Raw genomic sequence first — 15,364 nt, 5'->3', positions numbered from 1 at the left:
GCCTGCGAGTTACGTGCTGGTTATGAGAAACCGGCCGGCAACCCATTGACATCCCTCTAGAGTTGCGCCGAAACTGCGCTGACATCGTTGTCAACACGGCCTCGGTCCGCCGGGGAGTCATTGAGGGGGAACACATGATCCAGCGCATCGGCCGCCGCCGCGCGGCCCTGCTGGTCGCCGCCGCGGCGGCGACCGGCATGGTCGTCAGCGGGTGCGGCGACAGCTCGGGCGACGGCTCCGGCGGCGGTGGCGGTGGCAAGAGCGTCGCCGTCTCGCTGATCACCAAGAACTCCACGAACCCGTTCTTCGTCAGCATGCAGCAGGGCGCGAAGAAGGCCGCCGAGGCGGAGGGCGTGAAGCTGACCGTCGCCGCCGGCAAAGAGGACGGCGACGAGGCCGGTCAGGTCCAGGCCATCGAGGACGCGATCGCCCGCGGCGACCAGGGCATCCTGATCACCCCGAACGGGCCCGGCGTCAACCCCGCGATCAAGAAGGCGCGGGACGCCGGCCTCTACGTCATCGCGCTGGACACCCCGCCCGACCCGGCGACCACCGTGGACATCACCTTCGCCACCGACAACTTCAAGGCCGGTGAGCTGATCGGCAAGTGGACGGCGACCCAGCTCGGCGGCAAGCCGGCGACCATCGCCCTGCTGGACCTGTTCAACGACAAGATCGTCTCCGTCGACTACAACCGGGACCAGGGCTTCCTGACCGGCATGGGCATCGACACCGCCGACAAGAAGAAGAACGGCGACGAGGCGAAGACCGGCAGCTACTCCGGCGGCAGCTACACGATCGCCTGCAACGAGCCGACCAACGGCGCCGAGGACGGCGGCCGGACGGCGATGGAGAACTGCCTGACCAAGAACCCCGACATCAACGTCGTCTACACCATCAACGAGCCGGCGGCCGTCGGCGCGCACAAGGCGCTGCAGGCGGCGGGGAAGACCCAGGGGGTCCTGGTCGTCTCCGTCGACGGCGGATGCGACGGGGTACGGCAGGTCAAGGACGGCGTCATCGGCGCCACCTCCCAGCAGTACCCGCTGAAGATGGCCGAGCTGGGCGTGCAGGCGATCAAGAAGATCGCGAACGACGGAGAGAAGCCGAAGGTCTCCGACGGCCTGGACTTCTTCGACACCGGTGTCGCCCTGGTCACCGACAAGGCCGCCACCGGGGTCGAGAGCATCACCAGCGCCGACGGCGCCCAGCGCTGCTGGGGCTGAGCCACCGCCACCCCGGTCGAGGGCCCGCGGCATCCTCCGCCCCGCGCCCTCGACCGGGCAGACCGTCCGCCACCGCCGACCCCGGCAGGGAGCCCGCCGTGACCACCACGACACCACCGACCACCGCCGCGCAGCAGTTCGCCCTGCGCCGGCACTCGCCACTACGACGCGTCCAGCACCTGCTGCACGCGCACCCCGCGATCAGCCCGTTCCTCGTGCTGGTCATCTCGTTCGTCGTCTTCTCCACCCTCAACCCGCGCTTCGCCTCGCCGAACTCGCTGTCGCTCGTCCTGCAGCAGGTGGCGGTCATCGGCGCGCTCGCCGTCGGGCAGACCCTGATCATCCTGACCGCGGGCATCGACCTGTCAGTCGGCGCCATCGCCATCCTGGCCATGATGCTCGCGGCCAAGCTGGCCGAGGGCCAGGGGCTGCCGGGCGGCCTCGCCATCGCGCTCGCCATCGCGGTCGGCGCCGCGGCGGGCGCGCTCAACGGCGCGCTGGTGACCCGGCTGAAGCTGCCGCCGTTCATCGTCACCCTCGGCACGCTCAGCGTCTTCACCGCCGTCGGGCTGCTCTACTCCGAGGGCCGGAGCGTCCAGGCCACCGACCTGCCCGCGGTGCTCAGCTGGACCGGCGAGTCCTTCCCGGTGGGCCGGTTCCGGATCACCGTGGGCGTGGTCGCCGTCGTCCTGCTCTACCTCGCGGTGGGCTTCGCCCTGGCCAAGACCGCCTGGGGCCGGCACGTCTACGCGGTCGGTGACGACAAGGAAGCCGCCCGGCTCGCCGGCATCCGGGTCGACCGGGTCCTGCTGAGCGTGTACGTCGTCGCCGGCGCCATCTACGGCATCACCGCCTGGATCCTGATCGGCCGGGCCGGCGCGGCCAGCCCGAACGCCATCACCGACGCCAACCTGGAGAGCATCACCGCCGTCGTCATCGGTGGCACCAGCCTCTTCGGCGGCCGGGGCGCGGTGCTCGGCACCCTGCTCGGCGCGCTGATCGTCGGCTTCTTCCGCAGCGGCCTCTCCCTCGCCGGGGTCGACGACCAGTACCGCGTGCTCGCCGTCGGCCTGCTGGTGATCCTCGCCGTGGCCGTGGACCAGTGGATCAGGAAGGTGAGGTCATGACCGCCACCACCACGCACACCCCCGCCGGCCGGTCCGGCGCGGCGAACAGCGGGCAGCGTTCGCCGGTCCTGTCGGCCCGCGGCCTGGTCAAGACGTTCGGCAGGGTCGTCGGGCTCGACGGGGTGGACCTCGACCTCTACCCCGGCGAGGTGCTCGCCGTCATCGGGGACAACGGCGCGGGCAAGTCCACGCTGATCAAGTGCCTCACCGGCGCGCTGACGCCGGACGCCGGGGAACTGTTCCTGGAGGGCCGGCCGGCGCAGTTCAAGCGCCCCCAGGACGCCCGCGACGCCGGGATCGAGACCGTCTACCAGACGTTGGCCGTGGCGCCGGCGCTGGACATCGCGAGCAACCTCTTCCTGGGCCGGGAGAAGCGCCGCCGGGGCGTGCTCGGCTCGGTGTTCCGGATGCTCGACCAGAAGGGGATGCGCCGGGAGGCCGCGCAGGCCCTGGCCGACCTCGGCATCGGCACGCTGCAGAACGTGGCGCAGGCGGTCGAGACGCTCTCCGGCGGTCAGCGCCAGGCCGTGTCGGTGGCCCGGGCCGCGGCCTTCGGCAGCAAGGTGCTCGTGCTCGACGAGCCCACCGCGGCGCTCGGGGTCAAGGAGTCCAACCAGGTGCTGCGGATGATCGAGGAGGTCCGGTCGCGCGGACTGCCGGTGATCCTCATCAGCCACAACATGCCGCACGTGTTCGAGGTCGCCGACCGCATCCACATCCAGCGGCTGGGCCGCTGCGCGGGCGTGGTGACACCGGCGTCGCACACGATGCCGGAGGCGGTGGCCATCATGACCGGCGCGACCACCCTCGCGGAGACCCCGGGCCGGCCGGCGGCCTGAAGCCCGCCACGGACGTGACCGGGCGATCCAGCCCGGGAGAGGAAGACTGTGATCACCGTTGTCGGCGAGAGCCTGGTGGATCTGATCGAGGATCCGTCGGGCGAGGCGGTCGCCCACCCGGGGGGCAGCCCGGCGAACGTCGCCGTGGCGCTCGCCCGCCTCGGTCAGCCCACCACCCTGCTCACCCAGCTCGGTGCCGACGCGTACGGGCGACTGCTCCGCGCCCACCTGGCCGGCAGCGGCGTACGGCTGGACCCGGCGTCGGTGCTGGACCTGCCCGGCACCAGCGTGGCCCGGACCCGGGTGGCCGCGGACGGGCAGGCCCGGTACGACTTCGACATCGCCTGGCGGTCCTTTCCGGACCGTACGCTGGCCGGTGTCGGCTCGGGGAGCCACTGCCTGCACACCGGCTCGCTCGCCACGGTCCTCGCACCGGGCGCCGACGACGTGCTGGCGCTGCTCCGGGACCGCCGGGCGAGCACGATGATCAGCTACGACCCGAACTGCCGGCCGGCCCTGATGGGCGACCGGACCACCGCCGGGCACCTGGTCGAGGAGCTGGTCTCGGTCAGTGACGTGGTGAAGGTCAGCCTGGAGGACCTGGGGTGGCTGCACCCGGGCCGCGGCCACGAGGAGCTGGGCCGGGAGTGGCTGGCGCGGGGCGCCGTCCTCGTGGTGGTCACCCTCGGTGACGGCGGGGCCTGGGCGGTCACCCGGCGCGGTGCGGCGCGGGTGGACGCCCGACCGATCCGGGTGGTCGACACCGTCGGCGCCGGCGACGCGTTCACCGCCGGCCTGCTGGCCGCGCTCGGCGAGCGGGACCTGCTCGGCGCCGCGCGGCGGACGGCCCTCGGCGGCGTCGGCCGGGACACCCTCACCTCCGTCCTGGCGGAGGCGGCCCACGTCGCCGCCCGCACCTGCGGCCGACGGGGCGCCGACCCGCCCACGCGGGCCGAGTTGGCCGCCGACCTGGCGGTGTCGCGGCCCGACACCTGATGCCCGGAGCGCAGGCAGGCCGGTTCCGGACGCTGGCGGCGACCCAACATAATGGACCGATGGTTGCCTGGGAGTACGCGTTGCTGGTCCGCCGCTATCAGGGGCAGGGCCGCAATTTCCACGTGTCGTTCGTCTGGTACGGCCCCGACGGGTCGCGCACCGACATCACCGCGTACGGCGACACCGCGATCGCGCACCTCAACCGCGCCGGCCGGGACGGCTGGGAGCTGGTCTCCGCCGCCGAGGACGTGAACAACGTCCAGGGCAGCACCGAGGTGCACCGCTACCACCTGAAGCGCCCGCTCGCCTGACCCGTTAGCGTGTCCTCCCACCGCCGCCGGGCCGGCGGGGGCGGGAGGAGGAACCGTGGGCCGCTACGTCGTCGGCGTGGACTTCGGCACGCTCTCCGGCCGGGCCGTGGTGGTCGACGTGGCCGACGGCGCCGAGCTCGGCAGCGCGGTGCACGCGTACCGGCGCGGGGTGCTCACCGACCGGCTGCCGGACGGTCCGGCGCTGCCCCCGGACTGGGCGTTGCAGGACCCGGCGGACCACCGCGAGGTGCTGCGGACGGCGGTGCGCGCCGCCGTCCGCGCGGCCGGCGTCGCCCCGGCCGAGGTGGTCGGCATCGGGCTGGACGCCACCTCCTGCACGGTGCTGCCCACCCTGGCCGACGGGACCCCGCTCGCCGAGCTGCCGGAGCTGCGCGACCGGCCGCACGCCTGGCCGAAGCTCTGGAAGCACCACGCCGCGCAACGGCAGGCCGAGCGGATCACCGCCCTCGCCGCCGAGCGCGGCGAGCCCTGGCTGGCCCGGTACGGCGGCCGGGTCTCCGCCGAGTGGCAGCTCGCCAAGGCGCTGCACCTGCTGGAGGAGGACCCGGCGGTCTTCCGCCGCGCGGCGCGCTGGATCGAGACGGCCGACTGGCTGGTCTGGCAGCTCTGCGGCCGGGAGACCCGCAACGTCTCCGCCGCCGGCTTCAAGGGCCTGCGCCAGGACGGCCGCTACCCGACCGCCGCGTTCCTCGCCGCGCTCCATCCCGAGCTGCCCGACCTGCTGTCCAAGGTCGACGGGCCGCTCGCGGCGCTCGGCACGCGGGCCGGCGGTCTCACCGCCGAGGCGGCCCGCTGGACCGGCCTGCCGGCCGGCGTCGCGGTGGCCGCCGGCACGATCGACGCGCACGTCACCGCCGCCGCGGCGCGCGCGGTCGAGCCGGGCCGGATGCTCGCCGTCCTCGGCACCTCCACCTGCCTGATCATGAATTCCGACGCCGGCCACGAGGTGCCCGGGATCTGCGGGGTCGTCGCGGGTGGCGTCACCGCCGGGCGCTGGGGGTACGAGGCCGGGCAGAGCGGCGTCGGCGACATCTTCGCCTGGTACGTCGAGCGGGCCCTGCCGGCCGCCTACGCCGAGCAGGCGCGACGGCGCGGGGTCTCGCCGTACGAGCTGCTCGACTCCCTCGCCGCCGAGCAGCCGGTGGGTGGGCACGGGCTGCTGGCGCTGGACTGGCACAGCGGCAACCGTTCGGTGCTGATGGACCACGAGCTGAGCGGCGTCCTGGTCGGGCTGACCCTGGCCACCCGGCCCGAGGAGATCTGGCGGGCACTGCTGGAGGCCACCGCGTTCGGGGCGCGGACGGTCGTCGAGGCGTTCGAGGCCGCCGGGGTGCCCGTCGACGAGCTGACCGCGGCCGGCGGGCTCACCGCCAACCGGCTGCTGTTGCGGATCTACGCCGACGTGCTGCGCCGCCCACTGCACGTGGTGGACACCGCGCACCCGGCGGCGCTGGGCGCGGCGATCCACGCGGCGGTGGCCGCCGGGGCGTACCCGGACGTGGAGACCGCCTCGGCGGCGATGGGCGCCGGGCACCGCGAGACCTGGCACCCCGACCCGGCCCGGGCCGCCGCCTACGACGACCTCTACGCCGAGTACCGCGCCCTGCACGACCACTTCGGCCGGGGCGGCACCGACGTCCTGCACCGCCTCCGGGCCCTCCGCAACCGCGCCCACCCCCGCCTCTGACCCCGCGCCACAGGTGGGCTGCGGTTTCAGGCCGGAGTCCGGGTCAGGAGGGCCGGGTGCTGGATCCACACCCACCGCAGGTACTCCTGTAGTTCCTCGAGCGTGGCAACCCAGTGGTTGTTCATGTACGCGAGGATGCGTGCCGCTTCGCCGGGGAGCAGATCGTAGGCGGTCGCTCGCGTCTCCGGACTGGCGGTGTCGGGCGAGATGGGGACCGGGTCCGGGAGGAGAGGGATACGGATCCCGCGCTGGCTGAGCGCTCTGAGGACCGTGAGGTAGACGCGCGGCAGGTGGTATGCGGAGACGGTGAGCGCGAGGCTGGTGATGCCGAGGTCCTCGACCTGGCCGACGATCCATGCGCCCTGTCGGCCGGTGTGGGGGGCCGGCTCGGCCTGGAGGTGCACCCCGTCAAAGCGACGGAGGCCGAGGCTGCGCAGGTAGGCAGGCGTGATCTCGAGGTAGGTGTCCTCCGCCGGGTTCCCATTCGCTATCAGCAGGTAGCGGAGGTCCCGGTTGGCCTCCCAGCGGCGGATCGCGTGGGTGAGCCGCCACACCTCGCCCTGACCGGTGGGTACGACGAGTGCGTCGACGTGGTCAGCGGCTGACTGAGGCAGGGTCAGGATCGCCATGAACGCCTTCATCACGTCCATGAGCTGGTCAGCTGTGCAGCCGGCAGGATCGCCTGCCGGCACGACCCGAGGAATGGGCCTGTTGGGATGTGCCGGATGCCCGCCAGCCACTTCGCTCCCGCCTTGGTGGGACAACGCCGCGAGGCGATCGTAGACCGCGGGATGCGACGCCCCGCCCGGCCGGAGGCAGGGCGGGGCGTCGGGGAGGAGCCGCGGATCAGCCGAGGTCGACGCCGGGGTAGAGGGGGAAGCCGGTCAGCAGCTCGCTGGCCTGCTTGCTGACCTTGTCGGCCAGGGCCGGGTCGAGGACGTACTTGGCCTTGGACTCGCCGGACGTGGTCTGGGTGAGCACGGTGTGGATCAGCTCGGCGGTGGCGTCCATCTCCGCCGTGCCGAGGCCCCGGCTGGTCAGCGCCGGGGTGCCGATCCGGATGCCCGAGGTGTACCAGGCGCCGTTCGGGTCCTGCGGGACGGCGTTGCGGTTGGTGACGATGCCCGAGTCGAGCAGCGCCTGCTCGGCCTGCCGGCCGGTGAGGCCGTAGCCGGTGACGTCGATCAGCACCAGGTGGTTGTCGGTGCCGCCGGTGACCAGCTTCGCGCCCCGACCGGTGAGCCCCTCGGCGAGCGCCTGGGCGTTGTCCACGATGCGCTGGGCGTAGTCGGCGAAGTCGGGCCGGCGGGCCTCGGCCAGGGCGACCGCCTTGGCGGCCATCACGTGCGGCAGCGGGCCACCGAGCACCATCGGGCAGCCGCGGTCGACCTGGTCGGCCAGCTCCGGCCCGCAGAGCACCATGCCGCCGCGCGGGCCGCGCAGCGACTTGTGGGTGGTGGTGGTGACGATGTGCGCGTGCGGTACCGGATCGAAGTCGCCGGTGAAGACCTTGCCCGCGACCAGGCCGGCGAAGTGCGCCATGTCGACCATGAAGGTGGCGCCCACGGAGTCGGCGATCTCCCGCATGATCCGGAAGTTGACCTTCCGGGGGTACGCCGAGTAGCCGGCGACCAGGATCAGCGGCTTGAACTCGCGGGCCGCCTCGGCAACCTTGTCGTAGTCGATGAGGCCGGTCGCCGGGTCGGTGCCGTAGCTGCGCTGGTCGAACATCTTGCCGGAGATGTTGGGCCGGAAGCCGTGGGTGAGGTGGCCGCCGGCGTCCAGCGACATGCCCAGCATCCGCTGGTTGCCCAGCTCGCGGCGCAGCGCGAACCAGTCCGCCTCGGTCAGCTCGTTGACCTGCCGGACCTGGGCCTTTTTCAGCGCGGGGGACTCCACCCGGTCGGCCAGGATCGCCCAGAACGCGACCAGGTTGGCGTCGATGCCGGAGTGCGGCTGCACGTAGGCGTGCGCGGCGCCGAACAGCTCCCGGGCGTGCTCGGCGGCGAGCGCCTCGACGGTGTCGACGTTCTGGCAGCCGGCGTAGAAGCGGCGGCCCACGGTGCCCTCGGCGTACTTGTCGCTGAACCAGTTGCCCATGGCCAGCAGGGTGGCCGGGGAGGCGTAGTTCTCGCTGGCGATGAGCTTGAGCGACTCACGCTGGTCGGCCAGCTCCGCCCCGATGGCGTCGGCCACCCGCGGCTCGACGGCGCGGATCACCTCGAGCGCGCTGCGGAAGGCGGTGGATTCGGCGTTCAGCGACATGCGACCTCCTACTGACGTGCGGAAGGCCCAGGCGCTCGGCGTGCGTCCTCATGACGGGACCGCTTCCCGATGGTTCTCCATCCCCACGCGCCAGTCACGGCCCGCGCCGATCCTACCGGGTGCGCCGGGGACGGCCGGGTCCACCTCCGCCAACGGCCGGCGCGGCCGGCCCTAGGATCGACGGATGGGGGAGGACGACGGGGCGCTGCTGGCCATCAGCGACCTGCACGTCAGGCACGCCGACAACCGCGCGATCGTCGAGGCGCTGCGCCCGGAGTCACCCCGGGACTGGCTGCTGGTGGCCGGCGACGTCGGCGACACCGTGGCCCAGGTGGAGTGGGCCCTCGCCCTGCTCGCCGACCGGTTCGCCCGGGTGGTCTGGGCCCCCGGCAACCACGAGCTGTGGACCTCGCCGGCCGACCCGGTGCAGCTCCGCGGCGTCGCCCGGTATGAGCACCTGGTCGACCTGTGCCGCCGCCTCGGCGTGCTCACCCCGGAGGACCCGTACCCGGTCTGGCGCGGTCCGGGCGGGCCCGCGCTGGTGGCGCCGCTGTTCCTGCTCTACGACCACAGCTGGCGCCCCGACGGGCTGGACACCCCGCAGGCGGCGCTGGCCGAGGCGTACCGGACCGGGGTGGTCTGCACCGACGAGTTCCTGCTGCAACCCGACCCGTACCCGAGCCGGGCGGCCTGGTGCGCGGACCGGGTGGCGACGACGGCGGCCCGGCTGGCCGCGCGCGACCCGGCGCTGCCGACGGTGCTGGTGAACCACTTCCCGCTGGTCCGCGAGCCGACCCGGATCCTGCGCTACCCGATCTTCGCCCTGTGGTGCGGCACCGAGGCCACCGCCGACTGGCACCGGCGCTTCGACGCCGCCGCCGTGGTCTACGGCCACCTGCACATTCCGCGCATCACCTGGTACGACGGGGTGCGCTTCGAGGAGGTGTCGGTCGGCTACCCGCGCGAATGGCGGAAGCGGTCGGTGCCGCCGGGCGGCCCGCGGCGGATCCTGCCCGCCCCGGAGGGGACACCGCCGACCGCCTGGTGACGCACGCCGGGGCCCGACCGACGGTCGGGCCCCGGGGAATGTCGTGGGGGTCAGGCGGTCATCGCGTCGACGGACTTCTTGATCGCCTTGGGCGCGGTCGGGGTGCGCGGGGCATCCGCCCGCATGTCGATCATCCGCTGCCCGATCTCCTGGAGCTGGTTGCGGCCGAGCGCCTCCCGCACCTTGGGGAACCACTCCTGCTCCTCCTCCTCGACGTGGTGCTCGACGTTCTCGATCAGCACCGTGGTCTTGGCGACGAAGCGTTCGTCGGAGGCGTCCATGGCGGCCAGCTCCGCGCAGAGCAGGTCGGCCACGTGGTGCTCCTCGTACGACTCGAGGATGTCGTCCTCCAGGTCGGGCAGGAGCTTGCGGACCTCCGGGTACATCACCTCGTTCTCCAGGTAGGTGTGCACGGTCAGGGCTTCCAGGATCTGGTTCACCAGCTCCTGACGCTTGGCGGCCGGGCCCTCCTCGGCCTTCTGGAACTCCCGGAACAGGCGGCGCATCTCCTTGTGGTCCTCTTTGAGCAGCACGATGGCGTCGGTGGACACCGGTACCTCCTTGAATCTGGGTCGACGCAGGACTCCCTACCCCCGTCCGGAGCTGCGAAAACGGGCGACCGCGCGGCGCGACGCGCGGCGCGACCGCGCGGGGCGCCCGGCGGAGGTCAGACGGTGGCCAGCGTGTGCGGGATCTCGTCGAGCAGCTCGCGGGCGAGGAAGCCGATCCGGCCGTACCGGGGGACCAGCCGCTCGCCGCTGACGGCGTGCGCGAAGGCGGCCCAGCAGGCGGCCTGCGCCGGCTCGGCGCCCCGGGAGAGCAGCCCGGCGAGCAGCCCGGCCCGGACGTCGCCGCTGCCCGAGGTGCCCAGTCCGGCGTCCCCGCTCTCCTCCCGCCAGCCCTGCCCGTCCGGGGTGGTGATGTGGCCGTAGAGCGAGACCACCGCGTCGTACCGGCGGGCCAGCTCGAACGCCTCGGCGTCCAGGTCGTCGCCGAGCTCCCGGTCCAGCAGGTGCCGGGCCTCGGTGAGGTTCGGGGTGAGCACCGCCGGCCGCCCCGAGCCGACCAGCAGGTCCGGCGCGTGGCTCAGCGCGCCGAGGGCGTACGCGTCGAGCACCAGTGACGTCTCCGGCCCGGCCGCGTCCAGCACCAGGTCCAGCAGCCCGCGGGTGGTGTCGATGTCCTTGAGACCGGGTCCGACGGCGACCACGTCGGCGTCGGCCACCAGGTCGGCCAGCAGGTCTCCCGGCCCGCCCTCGACCGCGCCCTCGCGGGTCTCCGCCAGCCCGACCACGAGCGCCTCGGGCACCTGGATGCTCAGCGCCGCGGCGGTCGACTCCGCGGCGGCCAGTTGCAGCACGCCGGCGCCGGCCCGCAGCGCGGCCACCCCGGCGAGCAGCACCGCGCCGGGGGTGAACCGCGACCCGCCCACCACCAGCACGGTGCCGCGGGCCTCCTTGCCGCCGGACGGTACGGGCAGCGCCCATTCCCGCAGCAGCGCGGGTGTGATCACCCGCGGGTCAGACCGGTTCGGCATGGACCTCGTCCTCCCGGGTCGGCCGCGCGCCCTGCTGCTGCAGGTGGGCGACGTCGTTGAACACGTCCGGGACCAACCGTCCGTCGGCGTCGGCCGACCAGCCGGTGATCGAGCAGTTGGCGATCACGTGCTCCCGGGTGAGCGCCATCAGCTCCGCCTCGGTCAGCCCCTCCACCAGGTAGCGCAGCAGGAAGACCAGCGCGTCGTGGCCGAACAGCAACACCCGGCGGTCCGCGTGGTCGCGGCGCAGGTCGCCGAGGAGGGCGCGCAGCCGCAGCGCCACGTCGGTCCACGACTCCCCGCCGGGCGGCCGGTAGTAGAACTTGCCCAGCCGGGCCCGGCGGTCCGCTTCCGCCGGGAAGCGCTGGCGCACGCCCCTGCCGGTCAGCCCGTCGAGGATGCCCAGTTCCCGGTCGCGCAGCCGCTCGTCGCGGCTCACCGGGATGCCGGTGCCGGCCAGCGCCAGCTCGGCGGTCCGCACCGCCCGCAGGTACGGCGACACCACCGCCACGTCGGGCCGGTGGGCCTCGGGCAGGCCGGCCAGCCAGCGGCCGGTGGCCCGGGCCTGCTCCTCCCCGGTCGCCGAGAGCGGCACGTCCGCGTCCCGGTGGGTGAGGTCGATCAGCTCGGCCCCGGACGCCTCGGCCGCGGTGGCCGCGACGTTCGCCGTGCTCTCGCCGTGCCGCACGATCCAGAGCGTTGCCAGTTCCGCCATGCGCCACCCGGTACCCGGGCCCCAGCCCGGGTAACCGTCCCGGTCGCCGGCCGGCGGGTCGGAGCGGATGCGTGAACACCCGGTGGGCGGGTAAGCGCTGGCTCCACTCGAAGCCGACACTTGGGGAGGTCCGCTGTGGTGACGACAATCAGCGAGCAGGTCAGCGTGGTCAAGGACAAGAACTACGACCTGATCCACACCATCCAGCTCTCGCTGGAACACGTCTGGCGGATGGAGACGTACATCGGCGACGCCGAGGAACGGGGTGACACCGAACTGGCCACCTGGTTCCGCAAGATGCAGGAGAACAACCGCAAGGCGGCCGACCAGGGCAAGAAGATGCTCATGGAGCGGATGCAGAAGGAAAACGGCTAGACCGGACGTACGGCGACCGGCGGGCGGTGCGCCCGCCGGTCGCCGCGCCATGTCGCGGGTCTCCGGCCGCCGGCGTCCTGCTCGTCGCCGGACAAGTGCCCGGCGGCGGGTGGACCCGCGTCGTACGGTGTGAGGCGTGGCGACCACGGCGGCCGAGGAGATCCGGGTGGGGGAGCGGCTGGTCCGCGTCTCCAGCCCGGACAAGCCGTACTTTCCGGAGCGCGGACTGACCAAGCTGGACGTGGTCCGCTACTTCCTCTCCGTCGGTGACGGCATCCTGCGCGCGCTACGGGACCGTCCGACCATGCTGGAGCGCTGGCCGCGCGGCGTGTTCGAGGGAGCGAAGGTGGCCACCCGACAGACCAACCGGGGAGACGCGTTCTACCAGAAGCGGCTGCCGGCGGGCGCGCCCGACTGGGTGCGCACCGCGCACCTCACCTTCCCGAGCGGGCGGACCGCCGACGAGGTGGCGCCCAGCGAGCTGGCGGTGGTGATCTGGGCGGCCAACCTGGGCACCCTGCGGTTTCACCCGTGGCCGGTCTCAGCCGCCGACGTGGAGCACCCCGACCAGCTCCGCATCGACCTGGACCCGATGCCGGGCGTCGGCTTCGACCAGGTGGTGCCGGTGGCCCAGGAGGTGCGCGCCTTCCTCGACGAGTTGGGGCTGGTCGGCTACCCGAAGACCACCGGCGGGCGCGGCCTGCACGTCTACCTGTCGATCGAGCCGCGGTGGAGCTTCGGCGAGTGCCGGCGGGCGGTGCTCGCGCTGGGCCGGGAGATGCAGCGTCGCCGCCCCGACCTGGTCACCACCACCTGGTGGCGGGAGCAGCGGGACCGGCCGGTCTTCGTCGACTACAACCAGATGGCCCGCGACCACACCGTGACCTCGGCGTACTCGATCCGGCCGACGCCTGCGGCGTTGGTCTCCGCACCGGTGGACTGGGCGGAGCTGGACGACGTGCGGCCGGAGGACTTCGACGTGGTGAGCATGCCGGCCCGGTTCGCCGAGCGCGGCGACCCGCACGCCGGGCTGGACGAACGGCGGTTCTCGCTGGAGCCGCTGCTGGAGCTGGCCGACCGGGAGGGGCTGGCGGCCCCGCCGGAGCGCTGACGTCGGGCGGAGCCGTGTCTCAGGCCCTGGCCCGCCGCCCGGCTGCGCCGTCGGGGTCGTGGACGAGGCCTCCGAGCATCGTTCAGGTGCCCATACCCCGGCTCAGGCGCGCGCCGCCAGCCGGCCGGCCGCCGACAACCGCCCGACCACGGCTCGGTGCGGAACGGCGTAACTGGTATGACCGCGCCCACTGGTGGTGGTGGCGGCGAACAGCGAGTTGAGTAGCGCTTCCTCGACCGCGTCCAGGACGGCGGCGAAGACCGGGTTGATCTCCACGTCGGGGATCGGTGACCGGTCCGGCGGTATCGTGCTGAACGCGATCGCGTAGTCGCCGCTGGCGTTGCTGTAGGACGCCCCGACCCGGCCCATCGCGAAGACCGCCCGTCGGGCGAGCCGCCCGAGCTGTCGCGCGTCCAGGGGCGCGTCGGTGGCCACCACGATCATGCATGAGTTGCCGGGTGGTTCGGTCCGGTCGGCGTCCGGGATCAGCTCATCGACCGGTAGCGGGACTCCGAGGGCGGTCAGGACTCCGCCGAAGTTGGACTGGACGAGGGCGCCGACGGTCGCCGGGAGGTCGGCCACCCGTACCGTCCTGGACGAGGTGCCGATGCCGCCCTTGAAGCCGAGGGCCGAGGTGCCGGTGCCGGCCCCGACGCAGCCCTCCGCCGGCGGTTCGCCGGATGCCCCGGCGATGGCGGCGAGCACGTGTTCCTCGGTGATCGGGCGGCGGCGGATGTCCGAGAGATGCCCGTCGTTGGTCTCTCCTACCAGGGGGTTGAACGACAGCTCGCCCGGCCGGCGGTCCATCAGGTACCCCAGCAGCGCGTCCGCAGCCCGGAACACGGACAGCGTGCCGGTCAGGAGGACGGGTGACTCCAGTACGCCGAGTTCATCCACCTGGGTCGAGCCGACGAGTTTCCCGTGACCGTTGCCGGAGTACACGGCGGCCGGCAGGGTCCACCGTCCGGGGCCGAGTTGACTCGGTACGACTGCGGTGACACCGGTGTGCAGGTCGGCGCCGTCGTCGATGGTGGTGTGCCCGACCAGGATCCCCGCGACATCGGTGATCGCGTTGTGCCGCCCGGTGGACAGCGGGCCCACGACGATCCCGAGGTCGCGGGCCCGGCAGCGCTGCTCGTTCATGGTGCTCCTGTCGTCGTTGTTACAGTCCGGCGGTGCAGGGATCGTTGCGGAATCTGGCCGGTCGCGTGTGGTGGTATCCGCACGACGAGGACCACGACAACATCCAGGGTGGGGTCCTGCTCACCACTGGGACCACGTCACGGGTTCGCCGCTCGGGGACTGTTTCTATCCGCCGCCGTATCACCTCCGCCAGCCGGGTGACACGTACGACGGGGAGCTGATCCGGTCGCTGCTCGACGAGGGCAGGTTCGGGCGCTTCGACTGGTATGTCGACAGCCACCACCAGCCACGCACCGGGCAGGAGGTCCGGGAACTGCTCGCCACCCTCGGCGGCTGACCGGAGCGACCCGCACCCAGGTGGGCTTGAGGTCAAACCCCACTTCTGCTCCACGCGCCGCCATCGCACCCGAGGTGCCGCCTATTCCCAGGGGCTCTGCGTGCCGTCGAACTCCTCGAAGACCAGCCAGGTGCGCGTCGACAGCACCCCGGCGATGCTCTGCACCCGCTCCAGCACCACGTTCCGCAGCGTGGCGTTGTCCGGCGCCCGGACCAGTGCGAGCACGTCGTGCTCGCCGCTGAGCAGTGCGACGTGCTCGACGTAGCGGACCTGGGCCAACTCGGCGGAGACCTCCCGCCAGGTGTTCTGCTCGATGGTCAGCGCGATGTACGCCGACGTGCCCAGCCCGGCCGGCTCCGGCGCGACCTGGGCCCGGAACCCGGTGAGCACGCCGTCCCGCAGCAGGCGCTCCACCCGGGCGTACGCATTGGTCCGCGAGACGTGCACCCGTTCGGCCAGCGTACGGATGGACAGGCGGCCGTCCCGGACCAGCTCGTCGAGGATCCGCCGGTCGACCTCGTCCAGCGGCCCGGCCGAACGTCCCGTTCCGCCCGCCTCGCCCGGTGTCGGGCTGGTCTCCTGGCTCATGAATCGCTCCTCAGCTCGCCATTCGTCCCACGTTCACC

General features: G+C 73.0%; 17 protein-coding genes and 1 riboswitch. Of the genes, 10 read left to right on the top strand and 7 right to left on the bottom strand.

Going from position 1 to position 15,364, the window contains the following annotated elements:
* Nucleotides 1-134: 134 nt before the first annotated feature.
* The 6 genes from I8N68_RS03105 (at nt 135) to I8N68_RS03080 (ending at nt 6,207) form a co-directional block, all read left to right on the top strand.
* Nucleotides 135-1,226: a substrate-binding domain-containing protein gene (locus tag I8N68_RS03105; protein ID WP_200207312.1), complete on the top strand. Its 1,092-nt coding sequence runs from the start codon at nt 135-137 to the stop codon at nt 1,224-1,226.
* Nucleotides 1,227-1,324: 98 nt separating this feature from the next.
* Complete coding sequence (locus tag I8N68_RS03100) at nt 1,325-2,353, top strand: ABC transporter permease (protein ID WP_307812540.1); 1,029 nt, start codon at nt 1,325-1,327, stop codon at nt 2,351-2,353.
* On the top strand, nt 2,350-3,192 hold the full coding sequence (locus I8N68_RS03095; RefSeq protein WP_234038672.1) for an ATP-binding cassette domain-containing protein: 843 nt from the start codon (nt 2,350-2,352) through the stop codon (nt 3,190-3,192). The genes I8N68_RS03100 and I8N68_RS03095 overlap by 4 nt, the downstream gene beginning before the upstream one ends.
* Nucleotides 3,193-3,240: 48 nt before the next feature.
* On the top strand, nt 3,241-4,188 hold the full coding sequence (locus I8N68_RS03090) for a carbohydrate kinase family protein (RefSeq protein WP_200207311.1): 948 nt from the start codon (nt 3,241-3,243) through the stop codon (nt 4,186-4,188).
* 59 nt (nt 4,189-4,247) lie between these two features.
* A complete protein-coding gene (locus tag I8N68_RS03085; RefSeq protein ID WP_200207309.1) occupies nt 4,248-4,499 on the top strand; it encodes a hypothetical protein in 252 nt (83 codons plus the stop codon).
* A gap of 55 nt (nt 4,500-4,554) precedes the next feature.
* On the top strand, nt 4,555-6,207 hold the full coding sequence (locus tag I8N68_RS03080; RefSeq protein ID WP_200207305.1) for a ribulokinase: 1,653 nt from the start codon (nt 4,555-4,557) through the stop codon (nt 6,205-6,207).
* 26 nt (nt 6,208-6,233) lie between these two features.
* Here the strand turns inward: I8N68_RS03080 and I8N68_RS03075 are convergent, their stop codons facing one another.
* Both I8N68_RS03075 and I8N68_RS03070 read right to left on the bottom strand, forming a co-directional pair.
* Nucleotides 6,234-6,836 (bottom strand): YdcF family protein, encoded by a 603-nt coding sequence (locus I8N68_RS03075; RefSeq protein ID WP_234038671.1) that lies wholly within the window; start codon nt 6,834-6,836, stop codon nt 6,234-6,236.
* 217 nt (nt 6,837-7,053) lie between these two features.
* Nucleotides 7,054-8,472 (bottom strand): glycine hydroxymethyltransferase, encoded by a 1,419-nt coding sequence (locus I8N68_RS03070; protein ID WP_200207297.1) that lies wholly within the window; start codon nt 8,470-8,472, stop codon nt 7,054-7,056.
* Nucleotides 8,473-8,490: 18 nt separating this feature from the next.
* Nucleotides 8,491-8,580: riboswitch (ZMP/ZTP riboswitch) on the bottom strand.
* A 76-nt stretch (nt 8,581-8,656) separates the two neighbouring features.
* Here I8N68_RS03070 and I8N68_RS03065 point away from each other — a divergent pair.
* The gene (locus tag I8N68_RS03065; protein WP_200207290.1) at nt 8,657-9,520 is read left to right on the top strand and encodes a metallophosphoesterase family protein; all 864 of its coding nucleotides are present in this window, start codon (nt 8,657-8,659) and stop codon (nt 9,518-9,520) included.
* 50 nt (nt 9,521-9,570) lie between these two features.
* On the opposite strand, the gene I8N68_RS03060 is transcribed toward I8N68_RS03065, so the two are convergent.
* The 3 genes from I8N68_RS03060 to I8N68_RS03050 all read right to left on the bottom strand — a co-directional run bounded on the left by I8N68_RS03060 (nt 9,571) and on the right by I8N68_RS03050 (nt 11,772).
* A complete protein-coding gene (locus I8N68_RS03060) occupies nt 9,571-10,071 on the bottom strand; it encodes a hemerythrin domain-containing protein (protein ID WP_200207289.1) in 501 nt (166 codons plus the stop codon).
* 116 nt (nt 10,072-10,187) lie between these two features.
* Nucleotides 10,188-11,057, bottom strand: a complete 870-nt coding sequence (locus tag I8N68_RS03055; RefSeq protein ID WP_200207288.1) for an NAD(P)H-hydrate dehydratase — start codon at nt 11,055-11,057, stop codon at nt 10,188-10,190.
* Nucleotides 11,041-11,772 carry a histidine phosphatase family protein gene (locus I8N68_RS03050; RefSeq protein ID WP_200207287.1) on the bottom strand — a complete coding sequence of 244 codons (732 nt, stop codon included), beginning with the start codon at nt 11,770-11,772 and terminating at the stop codon, nt 11,041-11,043. Before I8N68_RS03050 ends, I8N68_RS03055 begins: the two co-directional genes overlap by 17 nt.
* A gap of 138 nt (nt 11,773-11,910) precedes the next feature.
* Here I8N68_RS03050 and I8N68_RS03045 point away from each other — a divergent pair, with 138 nt between their 5' ends.
* Both I8N68_RS03045 and I8N68_RS03040 read left to right on the top strand, forming a co-directional pair.
* A complete protein-coding gene (locus tag I8N68_RS03045; RefSeq protein ID WP_307812537.1) occupies nt 11,911-12,147 on the top strand; it encodes a hypothetical protein in 237 nt (78 codons plus the stop codon).
* A 136-nt stretch (nt 12,148-12,283) separates the two neighbouring features.
* Nucleotides 12,284-13,258: a DNA polymerase domain-containing protein gene (locus I8N68_RS03040; RefSeq protein WP_200207286.1), complete on the top strand. Its 975-nt coding sequence runs from the start codon at nt 12,284-12,286 to the stop codon at nt 13,256-13,258.
* A 102-nt stretch (nt 13,259-13,360) separates the two neighbouring features.
* Here the strand turns inward: I8N68_RS03040 and I8N68_RS03035 are convergent, their stop codons facing one another.
* A complete protein-coding gene (locus tag I8N68_RS03035) occupies nt 13,361-14,401 on the bottom strand; it encodes a P1 family peptidase (protein ID WP_200207285.1) in 1,041 nt (346 codons plus the stop codon).
* A 70-nt stretch (nt 14,402-14,471) separates the two neighbouring features.
* Between I8N68_RS03035 and I8N68_RS03030 the strand changes: the two genes are divergently transcribed.
* Complete coding sequence (locus I8N68_RS03030) at nt 14,472-14,738, top strand: hypothetical protein (protein WP_200207282.1); 267 nt, start codon at nt 14,472-14,474, stop codon at nt 14,736-14,738.
* Between the two features lie 81 nt (nt 14,739-14,819).
* Here the strand turns inward: I8N68_RS03030 and I8N68_RS03025 are convergent, their stop codons facing one another.
* A complete protein-coding gene (locus tag I8N68_RS03025; protein WP_200207280.1) occupies nt 14,820-15,326 on the bottom strand; it encodes an Lrp/AsnC family transcriptional regulator in 507 nt (168 codons plus the stop codon).
* Nucleotides 15,327-15,364 lie beyond the last annotated feature (38 nt).

It is taken from the genome of Micromonospora coerulea, from assembly GCF_016598485.1.
In the GTDB taxonomy this organism is placed as follows: domain Bacteria; phylum Actinomycetota; class Actinomycetes; order Mycobacteriales; family Micromonosporaceae; genus Micromonospora; species Micromonospora coerulea.
Note: the sequence above shows the minus strand (reverse complement) of the source record. Positions and strands in the feature narration are given on the sequence as shown.